Annotated in this window: 9 protein-coding genes and 2 pseudogenes; 4 read left to right on the top strand and 7 right to left on the bottom strand. The window is 56.4% G+C overall.

All coding sequences use genetic code 11. The annotated features are described in order from the left end of the window. Nucleotides 1-285: 285 nt before the first annotated feature. Together ALTERO38_RS06115 and ALTERO38_RS06110 are read right to left on the bottom strand one after the other, a co-directional pair. Entirely contained in the window at nucleotides 286-1,104 is an 819-nt protein-coding gene (locus tag ALTERO38_RS06115) for an alpha/beta hydrolase (protein WP_159967657.1), read from the bottom strand. Nucleotides 1,105-1,242: 138 nt separating this feature from the next. Next, entirely contained in the window at nucleotides 1,243-3,987 is a 2,745-nt protein-coding gene (locus ALTERO38_RS06110) for an autotransporter outer membrane beta-barrel domain-containing protein (RefSeq protein WP_178114573.1), read from the bottom strand. A 126-nt stretch (nucleotides 3,988-4,113) separates the two neighbouring features. Here ALTERO38_RS06110 and ALTERO38_RS06105 point away from each other — a divergent pair. The 3 genes and pseudogenes from ALTERO38_RS06105 to ALTERO38_RS06095 all read left to right on the top strand — a co-directional run. Then, a pseudogene (locus ALTERO38_RS06105) lies at nucleotides 4,114-4,766 on the top strand (DNA/RNA helicase domain-containing protein); the annotation flags it as partial. Between the two features lie 69 nt (nucleotides 4,767-4,835). Then, on the top strand, nucleotides 4,836-5,972 hold the full coding sequence (locus tag ALTERO38_RS06100; RefSeq protein WP_159969642.1) for an RHS repeat-associated core domain-containing protein: 1,137 nt from the start codon (nucleotides 4,836-4,838) through the stop codon (nucleotides 5,970-5,972). Between the two features lie 2 nt (nucleotides 5,973-5,974). Next, on the top strand, nucleotides 5,975-6,328 hold the full coding sequence (locus ALTERO38_RS06095) for a hypothetical protein (RefSeq protein ID WP_159967656.1): 354 nt from the start codon (nucleotides 5,975-5,977) through the stop codon (nucleotides 6,326-6,328). A gap of 108 nt (nucleotides 6,329-6,436) precedes the next feature. On the opposite strand, the gene ALTERO38_RS06090 is transcribed toward ALTERO38_RS06095, so the two are convergent. The 5 genes and pseudogenes from ALTERO38_RS06090 to ALTERO38_RS06070 all read right to left on the bottom strand — a co-directional run bounded on the left by ALTERO38_RS06090 (nucleotide 6,437) and on the right by ALTERO38_RS06070 (nucleotide 19,590). Next, a complete protein-coding gene (locus ALTERO38_RS06090; protein ID WP_159967655.1) occupies nucleotides 6,437-11,560 on the bottom strand; it encodes a RecQ family ATP-dependent DNA helicase in 5,124 nt (1,707 codons plus the stop codon). 454 nt (nucleotides 11,561-12,014) lie between these two features. Continuing rightward, entirely contained in the window at nucleotides 12,015-13,385 is a 1,371-nt protein-coding gene (locus ALTERO38_RS06085; protein WP_159967654.1) for an IS1182-like element ISCfr1 family transposase, read from the bottom strand. A 261-nt stretch (nucleotides 13,386-13,646) separates the two neighbouring features. Next, nucleotides 13,647-15,800, bottom strand: a complete 2,154-nt coding sequence (locus ALTERO38_RS06080; protein ID WP_159967653.1) for an SEC-C metal-binding domain-containing protein — start codon at nucleotides 15,798-15,800, stop codon at nucleotides 13,647-13,649. A gap of 402 nt (nucleotides 15,801-16,202) precedes the next feature. Further along, nucleotides 16,203-18,848 (bottom strand): AAA family ATPase, encoded by a 2,646-nt coding sequence (locus ALTERO38_RS06075; RefSeq protein ID WP_159967652.1) that lies wholly within the window; start codon nucleotides 18,846-18,848, stop codon nucleotides 16,203-16,205. Between the two features lie 122 nt (nucleotides 18,849-18,970). Beyond that, nucleotides 18,971-19,590 (bottom strand): annotated as a pseudogene (locus ALTERO38_RS06070) (tyrosine-type recombinase/integrase). Nucleotides 19,591-19,851: 261 nt separating this feature from the next. On the opposite strand from ALTERO38_RS06070, the gene ALTERO38_RS06065 reads away from it, so the two are divergent. Continuing rightward, complete coding sequence (locus ALTERO38_RS06065) at nucleotides 19,852-20,364, top strand: hypothetical protein (protein WP_159967651.1); 513 nt, start codon at nucleotides 19,852-19,854, stop codon at nucleotides 20,362-20,364. The last annotated feature ends 120 nt before the right edge of the window (nucleotides 20,365-20,484 follow it).

Genomic DNA, 20,484 nt, shown 5'->3' with positions numbered 1-20,484 from the left:
GTCGGGTCGCATTGAGAATCAAGGCTGAAAGCAGGGGAAGAAGGCTCAGCAAATTGAACTCAAGCAATGGAGTTTGGCTAAGTCATGCCAAAGGATGTAATCGTCATAACCACCCTGCAACGGTAGGGTGACGGCTTTACCTTCATACGAGCATAGCCCTACGCATCCCGGCTGAAGCGATTCAACAAGGCGGCCTACGACTCGAGCATTGCGGACACGTCTCACCCTAACTGCAGACTGCCGAAAGTCCCTATGGTGCTGGCTGTCAGTTCTTCAATGATTTACCTACTGGCACGTAACTTCGGCATTGAGCGCACGGGCCAGCCCAGGCCAGTCGGAATCGTGGCTGGTCACGAGGCGGGTGACAGACGCACATCGAAATTCATTTTCACGAATGAAAGCTTCCACTGATGCTGGGGGAACAACCTTATCTTCGGTCCCAATAAAATGGCGTTGAGGCAGCATCCTTAGCAGAGCCGACGAGCCGATAGGCTTCAGCCCGTGCAGTGGCGACAGTTGATGATGCTGCGCCCACGCGGCCGGGTCGAGGTTGCCGGCAATTGTTTGCACCTGCGAAACATCGGTACGTTCATCGGCCAGCAATAAAGCCAAGTAACCTCCCCCGGAGTATCCGATCAACTCCAGTGATTGAGCTGATTGACGCGCCTTCAGCGCGTTCAGCGCATCATGAAGGCTCCGAATTACCGGAGTGCTGAATCGCCTGTCTGTCCAAAGCGAAATGCCGCAACCGACACTTTTGTGAAACTGACAAGGTCTTGCTAGGTAAACCGAAGGATGCGGATCGGACAAGGCAAGATTAACCATAAACAGGTTGCGCGGTGATGGATCGGTACTCGGCTGGGTACGGGTCGACCACGCTTTGCCGTCGCCTTCTATATAGACTCGAAGTACATCAGTCTTCACGGTCTCGGATGTTGATGCGCTGACAAGATCAAACTCGCTGGTTCGGATGATTTGTATCTGGCCAGCCCTAACCGATACTGCCTCCGACAACCGGTCAAGGTGACTAGCGCAACCAGGCAGCGCTATTACCAAGAGCAACGAAACGGCACGCTTGAAGTGAGTTATCACAAAATTGACCACTGTAAGCTCGTTGGCCTGTACCAACGAAGGAGGAACGTCGGAAACTTGGCTATCCGCAATAGGAGCCTGTAGCAGTGTACCTGCTACCAATTCGGGCAAAAAAAGCCCGCCGAAACGGGCCTTTCTGATCGTAGCGACTTAGAAGTCGTAACGGACCTTCGCAGTAAAGCTATCCGCTTCGAAACCTGTCTTCATCATCCGGTCATACCCTACAGCCATGGTGACCTGATCACGACGGTAAGAGGCACCCAGACCGAACTCGTACGTCTCGCGAGCAGCTGATGCACCAATCGAAGTGAACTGGCTGCCGCCGGCAATGAACGTCGCCTTAGAGTCAGCCTGGTCGCCAATTACATCGTGATATGCCATAGCCTTCACCTCTGGCACCAGCAGGCCACCACTGAGATCGAACCTACCGGCCAGGCGCATACCAGCGCCCAGGTCAAGAACTTCCATGCGCTGGTTCTCAACCATCAGCGCCGCGCCTGATTCACTTCTCTCGCGGTAGCCCTCAGTATTCACTTGGTTGTAACGGCCAGCAATGCGGGGTTCAACGATCAGACCGGAATCCAATTCATGGGCATAGCCTCCCATTACGTTGATGGCGAACAGGTCGCTGTCAAAGTTGGCTTTGGCCGTAGTACCCGGAAGCTGACGCTCGGACTTGTTGTGGCTCAAACCATAGGTCGCGCTACCGTCTACGAAATAGCCATCGTCGTTCCAGCTGCTATAGGCGCTTAGTGCATGCGTGTCGACTTCAATCTTGTGATAGTTGTCGGCGGCAACGTCAGTGTTAACGAAGCTGTATGACATACCCACCGTCACTTTGTTGCTCAACTTGCCATCAGCGCCAAACAGGATTCCTTTGGAATCAGTGCTGTAGCCGTCAAGGCCATCACGCATGTCCTGTTTTGAATCACCATTTAGCAGCTGAATCCAGCCGCCTAGTTCGTCAAAGCCTTCGCCAGACGACATACCGGAACGCGCACCACTCACTCGCCCTCCGATAGCACCGGTAACCAGGCCCTGACCACTCATTACAGCGTTAGGGGTGGCACCGTTGGTCTCCGGGGCAAGCTGAGCGGCCATACGCGCAATGGCAGCAGTGTCCTGGCCCGCACCGAGCAAGCTAGACACAACTGGATCTTTCTCGCTGAGATTTCCGCCACCAAGCAGGGTTGCGAAGCGCGCGCCAGCGACCTGGGCATTTTGGTTTCCGCCGGCCCTAGCTATCAACTCTCGGTTTTGAGCCTCGGTATTCGGCGTTACGACGACGACTGGTTCGCCGGGCGCAGGCTGAGTGGGAGGTACAGTTGGAAGCGTTGGTACTTCGACAATGATCTCCGGAACGGTCGGAACGGTCGGCTCAGTTGGATCTGTAGGCGTGGGCGTCGGCGTGGGCGTCGGCTCAGGAGTGGGTATCGGGGTCGGCTCCGGGGTCGGTATGGGGGTCGGTGTAGGAGCAAGAGGCGAAAACGTGTAATCGTAGTTGTGGGCTGAGACCAGCGACGCTTGCATCAGAGCAGACGAAGAAACAACCGTAGCTCCGAAGTCGCGAAGCGTACCGGCTTGAATCAGCCTGTACGCCTTACCAGCCATTTCGAAATCGCTCAGCTGTGAACGAAGGACAATCCGCGAGCCCTGCTCAAGCGTTGCTATACCGCTAACGTTCAGAATCGCCTTGTTCAAATCAGTCGCCGGTGAAAGATTCATCACCAGCTCAGCATTTCCCAGGAGGTCGAAGTCGCCCCAGAAGAAGTTATGAGGCTGCGTCAGATTCAGCGAGGCACTGGGAAGGACAACCACATTGTTGGCGTAAATATCCTCGCCCCTGAAGATTGCCTCGCCACCGCGGACAACGACGGTGTTCATATTGTGAAGATCGCCAAGGATCGTGGCACCGTACCAATCGAGAACCGTGTTGTGACCACCGTTGATTGCGGCGTGATTGCCTCCAATTTGGCCCGCGACCAAGGTGATGAACAATTGCTTGGAACCATCACCATGCTGACTGACAAATATGCCGTATTCGTCACCCCAAATATCACCGTCGTTTCGAATACCGCCGGTAACCTCGCCACCATCCACCAGAATACCCGCGCCGTGGGCGCCGGTGGCGGTGATCACAGCTCCAGGCTGGTTGTGCAAGACGCTAATAAGCGAACCACTGCCGAGCACCACCGCTCTTGCGCCATCCTCGAAGCCCTGCAAAAGGTTATTGTCGGGGATGGTCGCACCAATGGTGCCGAAGTTTTGAATAGTCCCAACGTAGGTCGACGCAGAAAGGTAGACGGCATTCGCCCCTTGCCCTGCAGACAGAATGCTGCCGCCGTTTAACAGGTTCTCAACGTAGCTGCGCTGTAGATTGACCCCCTTGGTCTTCTGCCCGAAACTGATGATGTCAGAGTTATTGACCAACGCGTTGTCCAGGCGCGTGTGATCCAATAAAAGGCCATTGGATGCGGATCCGGCGAAGCCGGTGACATTGATGGCTGCATTGTTTACCAGGTCGTTTGCAATGCTGACATCCATGAGATGAATGCCGTTAGCGTTATAACCCAGCACATCGATTGCGGCCCGGTTGAAGAAACTGCCACCGATGCTTGAGGGCATCAACCCGCCGATCTCCATACCGGATGCCATCATGCTTTGGTTGCTGGTCTGTTCAATGTCCAGTTGGGCAAAGTTCTGAAAATCCGACGTTAGATTCATCCAGGGCGCCGCAATACCAACTGGCTCGCCAGTGAAACTTCCAAACACTGACAGATAGTCGGCATCAACCGCTTCGTTGAATGGCTGGTCAACAAGCGTGACCTCATAAGCCGAAACTGCTTGGGACGCGGCCAGTATTGAAAGAGCCAGCAGCGTTTTCTTCAATTGCACAATTGCGCTTCCTTGAAACAAGCTGCAACCTATTTGCAGCCAGGCACAACCGATATCGGCCCTTTGGATTGATCCTAAATGCCGTCTGTCGCCAATGGCCATGTTCGATGCAAGATCAATCGGAGGCTCATCGATGCGCCCCACTACCAGTCCTACATCGACAAAGCCCCACTCTTTCTCAAGGGCAAGGATGAGCTCGAGCAGCTTCGGGCCTTCATCAAGAAATACATCAAGACCGGTGATGACAAAGCCGTCCTGTATGAACTGGCGAACGGAAAGATCCGCCCCTCCAAGGCGCTCGCAGACTCATTGAAAGGCCTGTTGAAGGGCAATCCGGAATTCGTTCTGATCGACGACCAGAAGGAGGTTTACGAGGCGGCCGTAGCTGCGGCGAAGGCAGCCTCCTCCGAACAGCCTCGGGTGGTCATCGTGGAGGGGGGCCCGGCACCGGCAAGACGGTGCTCGCCATCAATCTCCTGGTGCATTTGACCTCGCTAGGCTTGGTCGGCAAGTACGTGTCGAAGAATGCTGCGCCACGCAAGGTCTACGAGACTAAGCTCGTCGGCTCCATCACTCGCTCGCGTTTCTCTCACATGTTTACCGGATCCGGTGCCTTCGTGGATGCAGAGCGCGATGTGTTCGACATGCTGATCGTCGATGAGGCCCACCGCCTCAATGAGAAGAGCGGCCTGTACGCCAACCTGGGTGACAACCAGATCAAGGAGCTCATTGGCGCATCCAAGTGCACGGTCTTCTTCATTGACGAGGACCAGCGCCTGCAGTATGGGTACGACGCGGTGGGCAACAGGACCAGCAAAGCCCTCATCGGCCTAAGCGAAGGCCAGCCCATGGGCAGCATGGTTACGGACCTCAGCTATGCGAGCGACAGTAATCGGCTGGGGAGCATCGACGGACTGGCCGTAACTAGCGATGCCGCTGGCAGCCTGACGCAATATAGCAATAACCGAAACTTTGAGTACGATGCCCAGGGCCGGCTGGCGCAGGTGAAGGTCGCCAGCAACGTAATTGCTCAATACCGATACAATGCATTGGGTCAGCGAACCCACAAGATCACGGGCACAGCGACAACAACCTTTTTCTACGGACCGAACGGCCAGCTGCTTGGCGAAACCCAGTACAGCCCCACCGGTACGAAGCTCAGCGGCCAGTTCTACGTTTGGCTGGATAGCCTGCCTTTAGGGGGGATCACGCTGGCGTATGATGCGGAAGGTGGCGTCACTAGCAGCAGTGCTTTTTATCTTCACACCGACCACCTCAACACCCCACGGCTAGCGACAAACCAGTCCGGTGTTGAGATCTGGCGGTGGAAGTCCGATGCTTTTGGGGTCGGTGATGTCGTAGGAACCGCAACCATCAACCTGCGGTTTCCTGGTCAGTACTTCGATAGCGAAAGCGGGCTGCATTACAACTTCTTCCGCGATTACGACCCGGCGACGGGGCGGTATGTGGAGAGTGATCCGATAGGGCTAGAGGGTGGGCTGAATACCTTCGGGTATGTGCTGGGAAATCCGTTGAGATATTCAGATCCATTTGGTTTGATGGTTGATGATGGGCTAGGGGGAAATGTTTGTACGCCTGGCTTTGAGGGGCTGATATGCAGCCCAACGGGAAGCATAGGCCCGATCGGTGGGGGTAAAGGAGCGCAAAGCCGTCAAGGAGACCAAGTCTATTGCCCGATCCCTCGGCCTGCTCCTGACTTCGTGGTAACACCGAAAGGCACAGCCGTGCCAGTGCCAGCGGGGGCGAGCGGTCCTTCCTCCACTCGAAAACCAGGATTTCAATACAATGGGGGATCCGGTGGCCACAGTATGGATAGCAAGGTTACGGGGGTTCGGATCATGGACGCCAATAGTAACCAAGGATCGCGTGCGATTTACATGAATACGACCGGGCAAACAGTTAACCCTGCAACAGGCAGAACGGTGCCAAACGCAGACCCCAGTGGACATCACTATCTGGACTGATCATGACCGACGACACGGGGTTATTGGAGGTAGTAAATGAACAATTGTCAGCTATTTCATTTGTTCACGACTATATCGAATTTCAATTTAATGAAAAAATTATCCGCTCATTTACCTGCCCGATTTTAAGGTATGGCGCGAGAGAAATAAGATACCCGGAAAACGGCTCACGCGATGACTTGTGCAGCCTCATTGGCTGCACGGCTAATTACGTCACGATACTAGCTGATGAGGAAATTAAACTCGGATTTTCGAACAACAAGGAACTAATAATACCTTTGACTAACGCTGATGAAGGCCTCCTGGAGGCCATGCACTACGTCCCCGGGCACAATCGGCCGATTGAGGTTTGGTAAAGCACTTAAGTTGCGACACAAAAAAGGGGGGCAGTTACGTGCCGACCACGAACAGCGCTCTGTTCGGCCGGCTCTGGTGGCGGAGCGACAAAACAAGGGAGCGGAGAACTAAATGGTTCGGCCAATGGCTCTAAGCACCACCAACTCCCACTGCTCGCACTTATGCCAGGCCCGGTACTGCTCGTCGCAGTGCCCTGATTGCCTAACCAGAATGCCAGCCACCTCGCATCGCTCAACCTCGAGCGGGAGCTTGAAGGTTTTCGAGGTACGACCAAGGGTTTGGCCCTGGCTGTTTTGAATGAGGTACCGGTCTTCACTCGGGACCAGCGCCAAAGGATCACCCATCTGAAGCTGCGCGAGTGCCGCATGTACCGGTGCGTGTTGCGGCTGGCGGCCTGCAAAATCGAGATCGATGTCCCTGAGTGAAAGCTGCAGGTAACGTTTCTCAAGCTCCGGAAGGTACCGACCTACGTATTCACGCTTTTGGATATTTGCGGGCAGGTGTCGGCTGAACGGATTGCCATTGGAAAACTCACACAGGGTCAGCGTCTGCTCAGCCCGGGTCATGCCCACGTAGTACAGGCGGCGCTCGTCATTGAGTACCTCCGCGCCGGTGGGCCAGCCACCATCGAGCAGCACCACGTGACGGAACTCCAGCCCCTTCGCTGAATGCACAGTGCCAACATACAGCCCCTGCTTAGGCTGTTGACGCAGCTCGCGCGCGTAGTCGTAGAGCCAGTCGATAACCGCCTGAGCGCTTAACTGGCATTCGCCAAGCTCTGCCAACAACTGGCCGAAGGCAACTTCGAAGAAGTCATGCCATTCGGGTTCAAGCGACGCGCTATCGAGATCGCGCCAGTGGCCTCTCGCATCAAGCGACGCATCCTGGGAGCGCAGCTGTTCGATCGCCGCGACGAAGCCGCGCTGGCCGGTGAGCGGAAGCGCTGAATCCTTGTCAGCCGCCAGGCAATAGGAAACCCCGTTCTGCTCGCACCAGGCCTGAACCGGGTACAGGCACTCGTGCCGGCGAGCCAGGATGGCGCACCCCTGCCAGTCTCCGTTTTCAAGCTCCAACAAGCGCTGTAACTCGGCGACAGCCGCTTGAGCCTGCAGGTTCGGTCGCGTTTGCTCATCGCCCGGTATCGAAAGGCGAATGACCTGGCCTCGCCGGTCAGTGTCCAGCTCCTCCCATTCGCCGCCGCGCGGATGATCACGGCGTGATGCGTTGATCTGAATGGGATGACGCTGTTTCAGGCGGTCGGGATTGCGCTCGATGAGGCTGTTGGCGGCCTCGATGATGTGACGGGTCGAGCGGTAGTTGTCGATGAGGTAGCTGGTGGTCGCTTCGTAGTCCTCACGGAACTGCAAGATGTAGCGGTTATTGGTTTCGCGCCACTGGTAGATGTTCTGGTCATCGTCGCCCACCGCCAGAATGCATAGCCGGCCATCCTCCTCTGCCTTGCGTCCGGCCAAGGCACTGACCATCCGGTACTGCAGCTCATCGATGTCCTGGTACTCGTCGACCAAGATGTACCGGTAGCCGCGTAGCAGTTGCTCACGCAGATCATCCTCGCCTTCGACCTGGCGCTTGCCTTCGAGCAGCTCGACTGCGTCCGACAGCACCTGTTTGAGGGTGCCCTCCTCGACCATCTCGCCCCGAGCGAAACGGGTACCGGTCAGGCGCATCGCCATCCGGTGATAGGTCATCACGTTGACGCCGAATGCATCGGCCCCGACCAGGCGCAACAAGCGTTGCTTGATCTCGTTTGCAGCGTGGCGGTTAAAAGTCAGCGCCACAATGCAGCTTGCTGGCACCCGGCGCACCCGCAGCAGATAGGCAATGCGGTGCACGATCACGCGAGTCTTGCCCGAGCCGGGACCCGCGAGCACCAGGCGGTTCATGTCGTCGTCATCGGCGACGACCACTCGCTGCGGTACGCTCAGGGTTTCGATGATGGTGTTCCAGGACTCCTCGCTGGTGGCGAGCTTCAGCACTTCTTCGCGCCCTCCGAAATAGCGCTTGATAAAGTCCTGTTTCGAGTCGCTGAAGTAATGCATTACGAGGCTCAGCGCAGCGGCCATCTCGCCGAGAGCGACCTCGGCGTATTCGCGCATCACATGCACCTGAATGCGTTTTTCTCGGTAGTGCTCGTCGAGTTTTAGGTAGTCATCCTTGAGAAACCCGCTGCGCTTTTCCGGGTTGACCTCAATGGTCATGGCACGGCGCATCACGGTCATGCCGTGATTGAGGGTCAGGATTTCCTGTTTGTGCAGGTACAGCAGCACGTGCTCGATGGCGCGCCGGCGCTGCTCCGGTGGGATCAGGTGCGGCAGCGCCAGGTCAGCCTCAAGGGTGCGGGCCAGCTCGCCAAAGGTGGTTTCCACGAGCAGATCTTTGCCACGAAGGCCTGCTGGAATCTTGCTGATCAGATACTCGAGCAGCACCCCAGCCAATGCCCGGCGCTTCTCGCCAAATTTATGAAGCTTTGCCCAGCTGTGGCCACCCTTGATCCGTAGTTTGAGGTAATCCCGGCTGACCTGGCGCAGCTCCAGCGTGCCCTTTTGTTGGCTGTCGCTGTCATGGTCCTGAGCGAGGCTACGCAACAGGCGCAGCACGTGCAGCGGAATCAACTCGCCTTGCCCGGTCGACTCTTTCAGCGCGGCGGTCAGAGGTGGCAAATTCAGGTCTTGCCAGGCACCGCTCTCGGCATCGGGGGCCTGCTCACGCAGGGTGTCAAACAACCCCGCCTCCAGTTCGAGGGTGTGTTTTAAGCGCTGGGTGGCCGCACCCGACACCCCATGACGCAGGTACAGGGTCAGCTTGGAGTCGTTCTCCAGCAGCCCCATGTCCTCCATCTGCTTGAGGGTCGCCGTGACCTCCTCGGAGGTGAGGCTGGTCAGGGCCATCAGCCCGTCGGTGTTAATGCGCTCATCGGCCCCCGCGTCGTAGAGAAAGCGCAAGATCGCCCGAAACTCTTCCAGCCGGCGTGCTGGCAGGTCAGCGTTATCGAGGCGCTGTTCGGCTTCGGCCTGAGGCAGCCGGAGGGTCGCCGGGAAGATTTGGGTCTGGTTTTCTTCACGCTTTAAGTACTGGCCGCGCTCGAGCCAGGCCACCGCGGTGACCACCTTGGTTTCGGCGTCGCGATCATCGGCGTTAAAGCTGGTTTCGACCTCATCATCCAGCAGCACCTCGCCAGCGGTGATGACCAGCTTGCCGCCCTTGCGTCGGTCGCTTTCACGGCGCAGCTTGCGCAGGATCTGCTGAATGTCGCGCAGGCCAAGCTTGGAGCGCTCGCACATGCCGAACTGGGTTTCGATGTCCTGCAGGTCATAGAGCAGCACGCAACGGGCATCGCCCTGGTCGCGCCCTGCTCGCCCAGCTTCCTGCAGGTAGTTTTCCAGCGAACCCGGAATGTCGGCATGGACCACCAGGCGAATATCGGCCTTGTCCACGCCCATGCCAAAGGCATTGGTCGCGACAATGACCCGCAGTTGACCCGCCTTGAACGCATCCTGAATATCGGTTTTCTCGTGGGGTTCGAGGCCTGCATGAAAGTGCTTGCAGGGCCAGCCCTGAGTGATGAGAAAGTCTGACAGTTCCTCGGCGCCCTTACGGCTGGAGACAAAGACCACCGAGCCACCGTCGTGCCGACCTATATGGTCTTCAAGCAGCTGGTGGGTGCGCGCCCATTTCTCGGCGCGGGTGCAGGGCAACACTTCGAAACTCAGGTTGGTGCGCTCGTGGGTGCCCAGAAAGGTCTCGAACTCGATCTTCAGCTGCTCTCTGAAGTGATCCTGAATGTCCTCAAGCACTTCCGGTTTGGCCGTGGCGGTAAAGCAGCCAATGGGGGCCAAGGGGCCCTCACCGGTGTGCTCGCTGATAAAGCGCGACACGTATTGGTAATCGGGCCTGAAGTCATTGCCCCACTTGGACAGGCAGTGCGCCTCGTCAAAGATCCAGGCGCCAATCTGCCGCTGCTTGATCGCGCGTCGAAAGGCCTTGTTGCGAAACTGCTCGGGCGAGACCAGCAGGATGCCGACGTCGCCCATTTGGACCTTCTCCAGCACCTCGGCCCGCTCGGGCATGGTCAACAGGCCATTGAGGGTGGCGGCGCATTGGACGTTGCGCTCAAGCAAGCCATCAACCTGATCCTTCATCAAGGATTGCAGCGGCGAGATGATGATGGTCAGGCTGCCGTTGCGGTGAAAGCGGTTCAGGGCCGGGAGCTGGTAGCACAGGGACTTGCCACCGCCGGTGGCCAGAATGGCGAGCACGTGTTGGCTGCGCATGCCGGCCAAGACCACGTCGTGTTGCAAAGTCTTGCCATCCGGTTCGGTCCGAAAGTCATCAAAGCCAAAGTAGCGCTTGAGCTCATGGCGCGGGTCATGGGTGGTGGCGCAGTACTCGCAATCGCTGCGCCCACACGGAATGTCCCGCAGCTCGGCAATCAACCGCCCCACTTCCGGAAACTGATATCGCACCCAGGGGGCCAATACTGAGTTGCCGCCTGACACTCGGAGCCAGGCCAGTGCATACGCCAAGGGCAGATGCAGGGACTGATCTAGCAGGTCGGTTTCGAGGAGCTGCTCAAGGCGGGTGCTGCAGACCTTGAGGCTTCGGGTCAGGGTCGGGTCGTTTTCAACCAGCAGTTGGGGAATCAGGCCGCGCAGCTCGGTAACCGGTTTGGGACTGGTGCCACTGAGGGAAGCGAAGAATGAGCCCAGGTCGCTCTTGAGCGTAGGGGCCAGCAGTGCCTGGTAGCACAGCAGCTCCGCCTGGTTGGTTTCGTTCAGTTGCGCAAAGGCTTGGCGCTGGTCCTGAAACAGGGTGAGTGTGGAACGGCAGTCGGACAGCGGTGAGTTGAGGCTGTCCCGGATGAGTTTGTAGTCCTTGACCAGGCGGTGATACGGGTTCTGCGGAAAGGCCAAGGGCGACAAGCGCAGGGTGTCGATTACAGGGAGCCCGTGCAGGGCAAGGTGTGGGGCCTGTTGTTTAAGGATCGGCAGGTCATGGTCGATGACGTTGTGGCCGAGGACGAAGCTTGCGCCCTGCCCCAGGCTGTCCAGGGCGTCGAGGACCTCGGGCAGGTCCTTGTCGACCTTGCGTTCGAGTTCGGTGCCCGTGTCGGGGCGCAGGGCACCGACCATAAAGATCCGGTCGGGCTTACCGGCTTTGCCGGGGGCGACTTCGAGATCGAAGATCAGGCTTTTGGGTTGAGACGGTGAAGCCATCCGGACGGCGATCCTTGCAACAGACTACGGGGCTATTGGCACTGTAGCGCCAAATGTCCGGTCTAGGTAGGTGCGCGGGTCGCGGTGGGGTATGCGTGTTGTGGTTTCCGACGGGTGTGGGCGGATGAACAACGGCAGGAGCAAAAGTGCAAAAGTGCAAAAGTGCAAAAGAGTATGGCGTCTCCCGGCTGGGCCGGGGCGCGCTGGCGTGCTGTGCATCGAGCCGGCCGGGGCCGTCTCGACCCGAGGGCGCTTATCGCTGACGCGGGCGGCGTTTGATGACTGGTTTCGGCCGATTCTGTTGAAAAAGTAGGTTTAGCGGCAGCAAGGCGGTCGGATGTACCTGCTGTCGAAGTGGCTGCAAGCCACCTCAGGTTGCCTTTCGGCGTTTCGCTGAGCGTCCTTGCTCAGGCCTGAGGGTTAATTTGAGGGTTTCTGCTCTCAGCAGGCGTACCTATCCCGTGAGCGGTGGCCCTTGAGGCAAAAGCTTGGCCATGCGTCGCAGGTTCTGCACCGTCGCCGCCAAAGTGAATTCGTCAGTGGCACCTGTCAGGCCACGCAGTCGTAAACGGTCGAGTTTCATGATCCGTTTGAGGTGGGCGAACAGCATCTCCACCTTCTTTCGTTCGCAGCGAGAGACGAGGTATTCCGGTGTCTTGGCGATGCGCCTGGCCACATCGCGGGCAGCCTCATGGATGCTGCGGACGATCTTCCGATTCGGCGTGTTGGGGCAGCATTTCGCTTTCAGCGGACAGGTAGTGCAGTCGGTTTGGCTGGAGCGATAAATGATGGTGTTGGCCTTGGTCACCCGCGATCTTTTCTGGGTGAAGGCGCGCCACTCACTGCGTAGTGGTTTGCCGGCTGGGCAGCGGTATTCATTGGCCTCCTGATTCCAGTGGAAGTCGTTACTGGAGAGGCTGTCGTCCTTGCGCTCGGTCTTGTCCCACACCGGCACATGCGGCTCGATATCCTTTTCTTCGACCATCCAGGCCAGCATCGGGGCGGTGCCATAAGCGGTATCGCCGATAAGGCGTTCCGGTGTGAGATCGAACTGCGCTTCGACACGCTCGACCATCGTCCTGGTCGAATCGACCTCGGCGGTACGGTGCGCCGGGGTCGCTTCCACATCCATAATCACGCCGTGCTCAGTGTCGATCAGGTAATTGGTGGAGTAGGCAAAGTAGGCCGGGCCACCTGGCGCTGCTGTCCAACGGGACTGAGGATCGGTGAGCGAAATTTTCTTGGGAAGAGCCTCAGCCAACGCCTCTTCATCAAGTGCTTCGAGGTACTCGCGCACGGCGCGGCTGCTGAGCTTTGGATCGCTCCAATCGACCTCATCTCCCGCCACCCCACGTTGCCGGCTGGCATCCGCCTTGATGATGCTGGCGTCGACGGCAAAACCTTCGCCCTTGACTAGGCCGGCTGCCATGCAGCGCCGCAGCACCTCATTGAACAACCAGCGGAACAGATCGCTGTCACGGAAACGGCCATGGCGATTTTTCGAAAAGGTCGAGTGATTAGGTACTTCGTCCTCCAGACCCAGCCGGCAGAACCAGCGATAGGCCAGGTTCAGGTGCACCTCTTCGCACAATCGCCGCTCGGAACGGATGCCATAGCAGTAGCCGACGACCAGCATGCGCACCATCAATTCCGGGTCAATCGAGGGGCGTCCGATGGGGCTATAGAAGTCCGCCAGGTAGGCGCGCAGATCACTGAGATCCAGGCACTGGTCGATGCTGCGCAGGAGGTGTTGAGCCGGGACGTGATCTTCCAGGTTGAACGAGTAGAACAGGCGCTGCTGTCCTCCCGGTAACTGTCCCATCATGCTGTTCGCCCCCACGCTCGCTGACAGAGCAATTTTGCCAACGGCATGGAGAGGCCGCTACTTTTTCAACAGAATCGGCCAATAGCAGCCGTTAAGAGCAACTCCTGATCTGATACCTCTGTGCAGCTATCAACTGATTCAGCATCGATACAGGAGTTTTGTGGCGATGGCACTCTGATCTGCTCGCTGAGATGCTAACGGCAGTACTTTCCGTACTAAACCTAGGTTGTCCCTTCCGGTACCGCTAGGCTTTCATCGCTATCAGGAACAGCAGCACTTTTTGTACTTTTTCCCGCTGCCACAGGGACAGGGCTCGTTACGTCCGCATTTCTTAGGACGGATATTTCTTTCGAATGTTTTGAACGCCGCGTTCACTGATGTGGGAGCCTTCATACCCTTCGTTAGATGATCCATCTCTCTCGATTGCGCCCACGCAAAATCTAACGTCACACCGAATTGGATATCAGCATACGGGCTCAGCGACACACCAAACCATGTGCGGGCATGAAGTGAGTACTTCCGCTTCTGGCAATGTAGTTGCAACGCGTCAATTGCGTCTCGGCTAGACGAAGGGTTGCAATGGAAGCATATCCCGGTGCCGCCTGAACTCACGCCGATGACAAAGTCATGACGCTTGCCATCTGACTTCGCTTGGTGGGTAATGGCTACAAGGCCTCGATGAACGTTCTGGCAGGAGTCCTCATCCATGGACAACAGGGTGAACCCCAGCTCGAGGATTGCGGGGTCTGCTCTTCGCTCAATTTGGGTAATAAGGCCCTCGTAAAGTGTACCCACCATCTTTGTCAAAATTCCAGACGGGGTTCTCTGCCCGGGAAACCCCTCTCTTCGGACAGTCATCGCAGTGTCCAATTCGGCTGCGATTGAGTCCTCCAGCATTACCATGTTGAACTCGGGGTCGAGCCACAAATTACGCTGTAAATGGTATGCCAGTGCGGTCAATTCATGATTGACAGATAACTTACCTGTCGCTGCCGCGCGTAGACGAACGTAGCTCAGAAACCGAAGTGGCGTATCCAGCATTTCGGCGAGGACGTCGAGAAGAAAAACGTCCATTACAAACGGCGGCTGGATCACGTCTGTCGTTTGATGCTTCAGGTATTGGCTCGCCTGGAATGCCAAGGCAGGGTAGTGGTCCGAAACCACGCAGAATGGAGAAATTTCTTTTATTGACTCAGGCAGATTGACTTCTCGGCCCTGATCATCAACTAGGCGGCAATTGCCAGTGAGCATTGCATTAGCGCACTCCACCCCCTGGTCATAAGCCTTTTGGATGGCCGCAGCAAAATCACTTTTCAGCTGGCCATCGTTTCCTTTGCGAGCTGCCAGCGTCAGTTTCTTCGCCTTAGCTTGAACGATGATAATCCGGTCGCCAAAGACGACCAGCACATCAGCTTCTCCGACGATGTCTTTCCCTTGGTAGATATTGACGTTCGTATGGACGCGCGCCTGACCGAAGACTGCAGTCAGCCTCCGAGAGGAGAATTTCTCTGCAAAGGCGCCGCGGTTGTCCATCGCAGTTTGCTTGTAAGCTTTATCGTTCCACATCCAGAAAAAAGGCGACTCATACAGCGCTTCGTAGATGGCGTAATGCTGAAAGAGCAACACGGATCCTCGGCCGGTGGGCAGCAAAGGGGTGGCCGCAACAGCATTGAAGTCCCCAAGCTCGTTAAACTGAGAATTACCGGTCGTAAGCGTCAATGCCATGAACACCGCCTGCACGACCTCTATGCTCTGGCTGCTTCGTTGCGCGATCTCTTCTGGTGTGAATTCAAAGTGGTATAGCACTGAAGGTGGAAGCTGTCCGCCTTGCCGAATTTTGGCAAAGGTGGCCGTAGCCCTCTCATCCATCAGCGAACACATAGTGCGCGCTACCCGCTGCGCTTGTGCACTGGTGAACCCCGTATTTTCCTGAAGCCAAGTATCGTCTGGGCTATGTTTTTCTAGGAACAAATCACGGTATTGGAAGGAGTATGCAGACTCGGTACCGTAGAAAATGGGTTCCCGCATCACCGAGCCGCTCCAGAAATCGCTCGGATCCCTTCCGCCACGAAATTTTTCGATCATCGATTCGAACATCGGGCGGTTCAGCGCATCATGCAGCTCCCTCATCAATTCGTCGGTGCGCGATATGTAAGCCTGCATTGTCTCCGCCGTTGGGAGCGTGAGATCAAGGGGCTGTCGCATCATCAAACCCAGTAGCGTAGTAATCTCAGTCCTTATGAGGCGCTCATAATCAAACATGTGGCTCAGGTCAGATGCCTTGTACTCGCCTGCGTAAGCTACGAGGTTGTCTCGATGGCATATATGTGCAATGGCGTGGATGTAACCTGACTGTGCCGTTAGAACAGCAAGATCCGCGAATACGTCAGCTTCAGGACGACCAGTAAAATTCATGCTTCCTTTCTCCCGGGGTACAGTACCTGAGTGAGCTGACTGTATACGTTTGCAATCATCAAACTTGCACTGAGCGCCGACCTAACAAATGACATCATCTTAGGTGGCCTTTGCTGCTACGGTCACATTGACCTACACGTTACGCGGTCCATGTCAGTGCTTTTTGAACAATACCTAGCTCACCGCAGGACTTACCCGAAACCGAAAGTCAGAAGATTACTGATGGGCCGTACGAAATCGCTTACGCGCATTCAGGCGGCACTGAATCGGTCCTTACTCGGTAGACATCTGCGAGCAGCTGCAAATGGTAGGTTTCAGCCTGTTGCGACTGGCGACTCTCGGCCCAATGGCAACCTGCTGCCGGAGGGGCCATTGAGGATTCTATGGCCGCTTGAGGTGCTTTTAGCGGCTTCGCAGCCTCAAAGCATTCATTCCTTCCATTAGGACAACCAGCTGCTCGACCACCCCCTCATCAAAGTCCTCCCGATCCTGCTCCTCGTGAGTGCCTTTGTTTAGGTATTGCCATAACAACGTCTGCTCAGGTATTCCGAGAATCTGCTCCATTGCTTCCAGCAACGGCTGCTTATCACTATGCTCAAAGGTGCGTGCGCCATTTAGTCTTGCACGGAGCCCCTCACACAAATTTCGTAGTGAGGGCTGATCTCCAACACCTGCCAACTTGACGCTGATTACGCCTAGATCGCATTGCCCCAGCCATCGCCATACCTTGTTAGCGAGCATTTCTAACGCCTGCCTGCACGGTTGTAGTGCCCCACGATGGTCGCCTCGGTCAACAGCGGCCCTTGCGTTTAAAAGATAGGCTTGCGGCGGCACATCCCGTAGGACGCGCGGGTGATGATTCCCAGTGTGGTGACGGAACGTGTAAGACACCCACTGAGCACGATCAACATGATTCTGGATGTCCTTAATGAACTCATTGCTGTGGCAGGTCACGATGATCTGTGTATTGGCAAAGCGCTCGCTCTGGAACAAAGCCTCCCGAATGCCCTGACGATGTTCATGGTCAATAGCATTGATCGCGTCATCGAAGATCACTGTAGGCGCCTGGATGTTGGTAGCCTTTGCCAACAGGATGGCTAACCCCAGACACCGCACATGTCCTTCACTCAGCACCTGAAGTGCATCAACACGCGTTTCTGGGGAACTTCGAAAGCTCAACTCGATTCGACCGTCGCCGGTGACAGGTAGGTGTAGCGCAGCCAGTTTGTCTTCGTCGGCATCACGGACGTTGAACTCGTTGTACAGCTCCATGGCCAAGGTGTTCAAACCTGCCATCAACGTTCTCGGCAACCCCGAGCGGTACTGTCGTAGTAGGCCCAAGAATCCGTTGTAGGCAGCTTGAATTCTTACCTCTGATGCAATGCGAACTTCCTCTTCTGCGGCAGCGGCGATCAGTCCGGCGTTCTGCGCTTCAAAGGCATCGACACGCTGGCGAGCCGCAGCAATGGCTGCACTGGCTTGTTGGCGTCGAGTCGTATGCTCAGTCAATGCGATGCGAGCGTCGGAAAGACGATCTCGCTCAGCAATCAGTTGTGCCCGCTGCTGAAGATTTTGCTGAGTAGCGGCATCCGCCTCCTCTAGCTGACGCGCGTAATTGACTGCCTGCTGTGCCAGTGAGATGCCACCGGCAACTGGGTTGTACCCTACCTTCCACCATGCGGTGCCGGGTTGGACACCTGGATTTGCCAGATAGCGTAAAACTTCATGCTCACTATCAACCCTAGCTCCGACGCGCTGGGCGAAATTGGCGAAGAACGCTCGCAATGCATCTGAGGCGACCCGCCTCTGGTCAACAGCCGCTTGGTGCTGCTGCTTGAGCTGAGTCAGCTCCCGCAGCTGCTCCAGACCCTGCGCAGCCTTAACAAAAGGATCAGCATGGACATGCTCCACCCCAACAATTGCAGTCTCACATGCGGGGCAATGGTCTGGAGAAAGTGCCTGTAGCTCAAGAACTGCAGTGTAGAGGCCTTGGTACGCGGCACCATCCTGCTGCAAGGCCAGCTGGCCAGCGAGTTGCTCAACGAGATCGTGAGCTTCATCTGCGACGCGAAATGCCCCAAGGAGATCCTGCTGCCGTATACCGTACAAAGCCGGCGCAGGTTGGTTCAATATCTCTATCAAAGCCTGTAATCGACCCGGGGCGTCAGCAGAGCCCACCGCCTGTTGCAACTGGGCATACGTCAGTCCGGCTTGGAAAGCCTCAGCATACTGCCGCTCTGCCTGGTCGAACGCAGCAATACTGGCAGGCTCAGCAGTAAGTAGTTCAGTGTCATGAGCGATTGCTTGCCGTCTACGAGCAAGCTCGAAACCTTGCCCAGCCTGAAGCGAGAGCTGCGCATCAACTGACTCGTTAAATTGACTCACAAACTCATTGAAATCGTCCATGCCGAACAGCGCGGCGATCAACTCTGTCTTCTGGCCGGCGGGTTTTGCAGCGATCCTAGAAAAGGAGTCAATACGGTTCTTCTCAATGAAGCAGAACCGATATGCGTCGGCATCTGCCTGAACGGCAACTTGCCGGCCATGTGCATCTAATGCCGCCAGATGAGGAGGTGCAAACCGACCTTCATGTATGTTGCGGAGGTACTGAGCAGCATCAATTCGCTTTTGCGCTCCCTCGTCTACAGCTCCGAGCAGGGCAAACTCGAGCGCCTCGCAAAGACTGGTCTTGCCGCTACCATTGGGGCCATAAAACAACACGATACGGCGTGCTAGATCAAACGCCTCAGCATTGCGAAAGCCCCGGAATGGCCCAAGCGAGAGGTGGCACAGCCTCTGCCAACTCCACCCTACTCCCCCTGCTATGGCGTCCAGCTGCGGTTGCCCCGGATCAGTCGTGGTAAGTCGCTGGCGCGCCAGCTCAACCAAATGCACCGACCGCTGACTTCGATTACGAGAAGTGGCACTAACTCGTTCAAAATCGTCGAGCACTAGCATTGCAAATCGACGTACATCTTCTGGCACACTACCGCCAGGTCGATGAAGCCATTGCATGAAATGCTGATAGTCGTGTTCTGCCGACGCCATCGCTACCTCCGCTGTAACTAGCATGACTATGAACGGCAACGTTACTGGCGCGCTTGCATGGTGTCCATGGTCTGCTTTTGGCCGGTTAGCGACGGCCTGACTTTGACCGTCGCTACACATGGTCACACTTCGCTCTGTTCCGCCATTTCCAGGGCGTCATCGACCTCAATTCCCAGATATCGAACGGTGCTCTCCAGCTTCGTATGGCCGAGCAGCAGTTGAACGGCCCGCAGGTTCGTCGTCCTGCGATAGATCAGTGATGCCTTCGTGCGTCTCATTGTGTGAGTGCCATACATAGCTGGATCAAGGCCAATGGCTTTCACCAAGCCTTTGACGATACGAGCGTACTGACGAGTGGATAGATGATCTGAGCTATGCAGTCGACTCGGAAATAGGTAGTCCTCGCTGCGGAGCTGTACTTGATGTATCCAGGCCGCGAGCGCCGCCCGAGTTTGCTCAGTGATCCCGAACTGCACTGGCCGCTGTGTTTTCTGCTACATCACTACTGCTCGTGATGACACATGCTCGCCATGTGCAACGTCCCGCACACGGAGCTTGGTTAAGTCGCAGGCTCGAAGCTTGCTGTCGATGGCCAGATCGAAGAGAGCCAGATCCCGGGATCTTTCTGCAATTTAAAGCCTTACTCGGATGGCCCAGATATCTCTCAGTCGGAGTGGGGTTTTCTGTCCGACCAATTTCCTTTGTTCCAGGACTGACGGCTGCAGGTAGCGATGATGTTCATAGCAAGTCCTCCACGTGTGGGAGGACAAGAATGACTAGCCTGAACGGCGGTCGCTAACCGGCCAGAAGCTGCCACTCACTGCTGGACTGGACGCCTAAGCGATCAGTGGTGAAGATTGGGCTGTTCTGTCTCAGAACTGGTGGAAGGGTAAGTCCACGGCGAGAAGCAGCCAAAGAAAATTGGTTGAAGTGGGGGCTCTCTAATGCATATATTGGGACGCCATATGAACTGCTACACCACCTACTATAGGTAGATGCAACCATGAACCGCCCTAAACCCAACACCACAGCCATTGAGGAGAGTATTCATGCTACTCCGGCTGAGTCCTGGGGCGAAAAGGAGGTAGCCCGCGAGATTGCGCTGCTCGAAGCGCATGTTCACCAGGACAAGATTTATCGACTAATCGACGAAGCGCTTGCTGCAACACAGCCCGAGAAATCAGGAGGACTCGGCGGTCCGAGCAAAGAAGCTCTTCTAACCAACATTGAGGACGAGCTTAAGGAGAGCTATTTGGATTACGCGATGCGCGTAATCGTAAGTGACGCTTTATCTAGTCTCGACGCAATTGACACCATTCGTACGCTTTCGCGTCGGGGGATGTCTATTTTCTCAGGCTTTGCACATGGCCTTTCGGCCGCCATTGCCATCTATCGCCTGCGGAAAGAAAACCTCACCTTCATGAACCTCAGCAAAGTTGCTGAGATTGCTTGTAACCGAGTTCCTCTCTTCGCCTACGGTCCAGAGCTCAGCGAGTTCCGACACCGACTCCGTTAACACCCGCCGCTTCAAAAAGAGTTTTCCACATCTTTTTTTAGAGGAAGGGTCCATCATGACTACCCGCATCATTTCAGCTGAGTACGAATCAGCTGGCACCATACGCTGTGCTCATTCTTG

The sequence above is a fragment of the Pseudomonas sp. 9Ag genome (assembly GCF_902506445.1).
GTDB lineage: Bacteria > Pseudomonadota > Gammaproteobacteria > Pseudomonadales > Pseudomonadaceae > Stutzerimonas > Stutzerimonas stutzeri_AB.
The sequence above is the reverse complement of the archived record's forward strand: the minus strand, read 5'-3'. Positions and strand labels throughout refer to the sequence as shown.

Excerpts from the sequence above, each read along its gene's own strand:
- ALTERO38_RS06100 (WP_159969642.1), top strand. The coding sequence starts at position 4,836 with ATGGGCAGCATGGTTACGGACCTCAGCTATGCGAGCGACAGTAATCGG.
- ALTERO38_RS06095 (WP_159967656.1), top strand. The coding sequence starts at position 5,975 with ATGACCGACGACACGGGGTTATTGGAGGTAGTAAATGAACAATTGTCA.
- ALTERO38_RS06090 (WP_159967655.1), bottom strand. The coding sequence starts at position 11,560 with ATGGCTTCACCGTCTCAACCCAAAAGCCTGATCTTCGATCTCGAAGTC.
- ALTERO38_RS06085 (WP_159967654.1), bottom strand. The coding sequence starts at position 13,385 with ATGATGGGACAGTTACCGGGAGGACAGCAGCGCCTGTTCTACTCGTTC.
- ALTERO38_RS06080 (WP_159967653.1), bottom strand. The coding sequence starts at position 15,800 with ATGAATTTTACTGGTCGTCCTGAAGCTGACGTATTCGCGGATCTTGCT.
- ALTERO38_RS06075 (WP_159967652.1), bottom strand. The coding sequence starts at position 18,848 with ATGGCGTCGGCAGAACACGACTATCAGCATTTCATGCAATGGCTTCAT.
- ALTERO38_RS06065 (WP_159967651.1), top strand. The coding sequence starts at position 19,852 with ATGAACCGCCCTAAACCCAACACCACAGCCATTGAGGAGAGTATTCAT.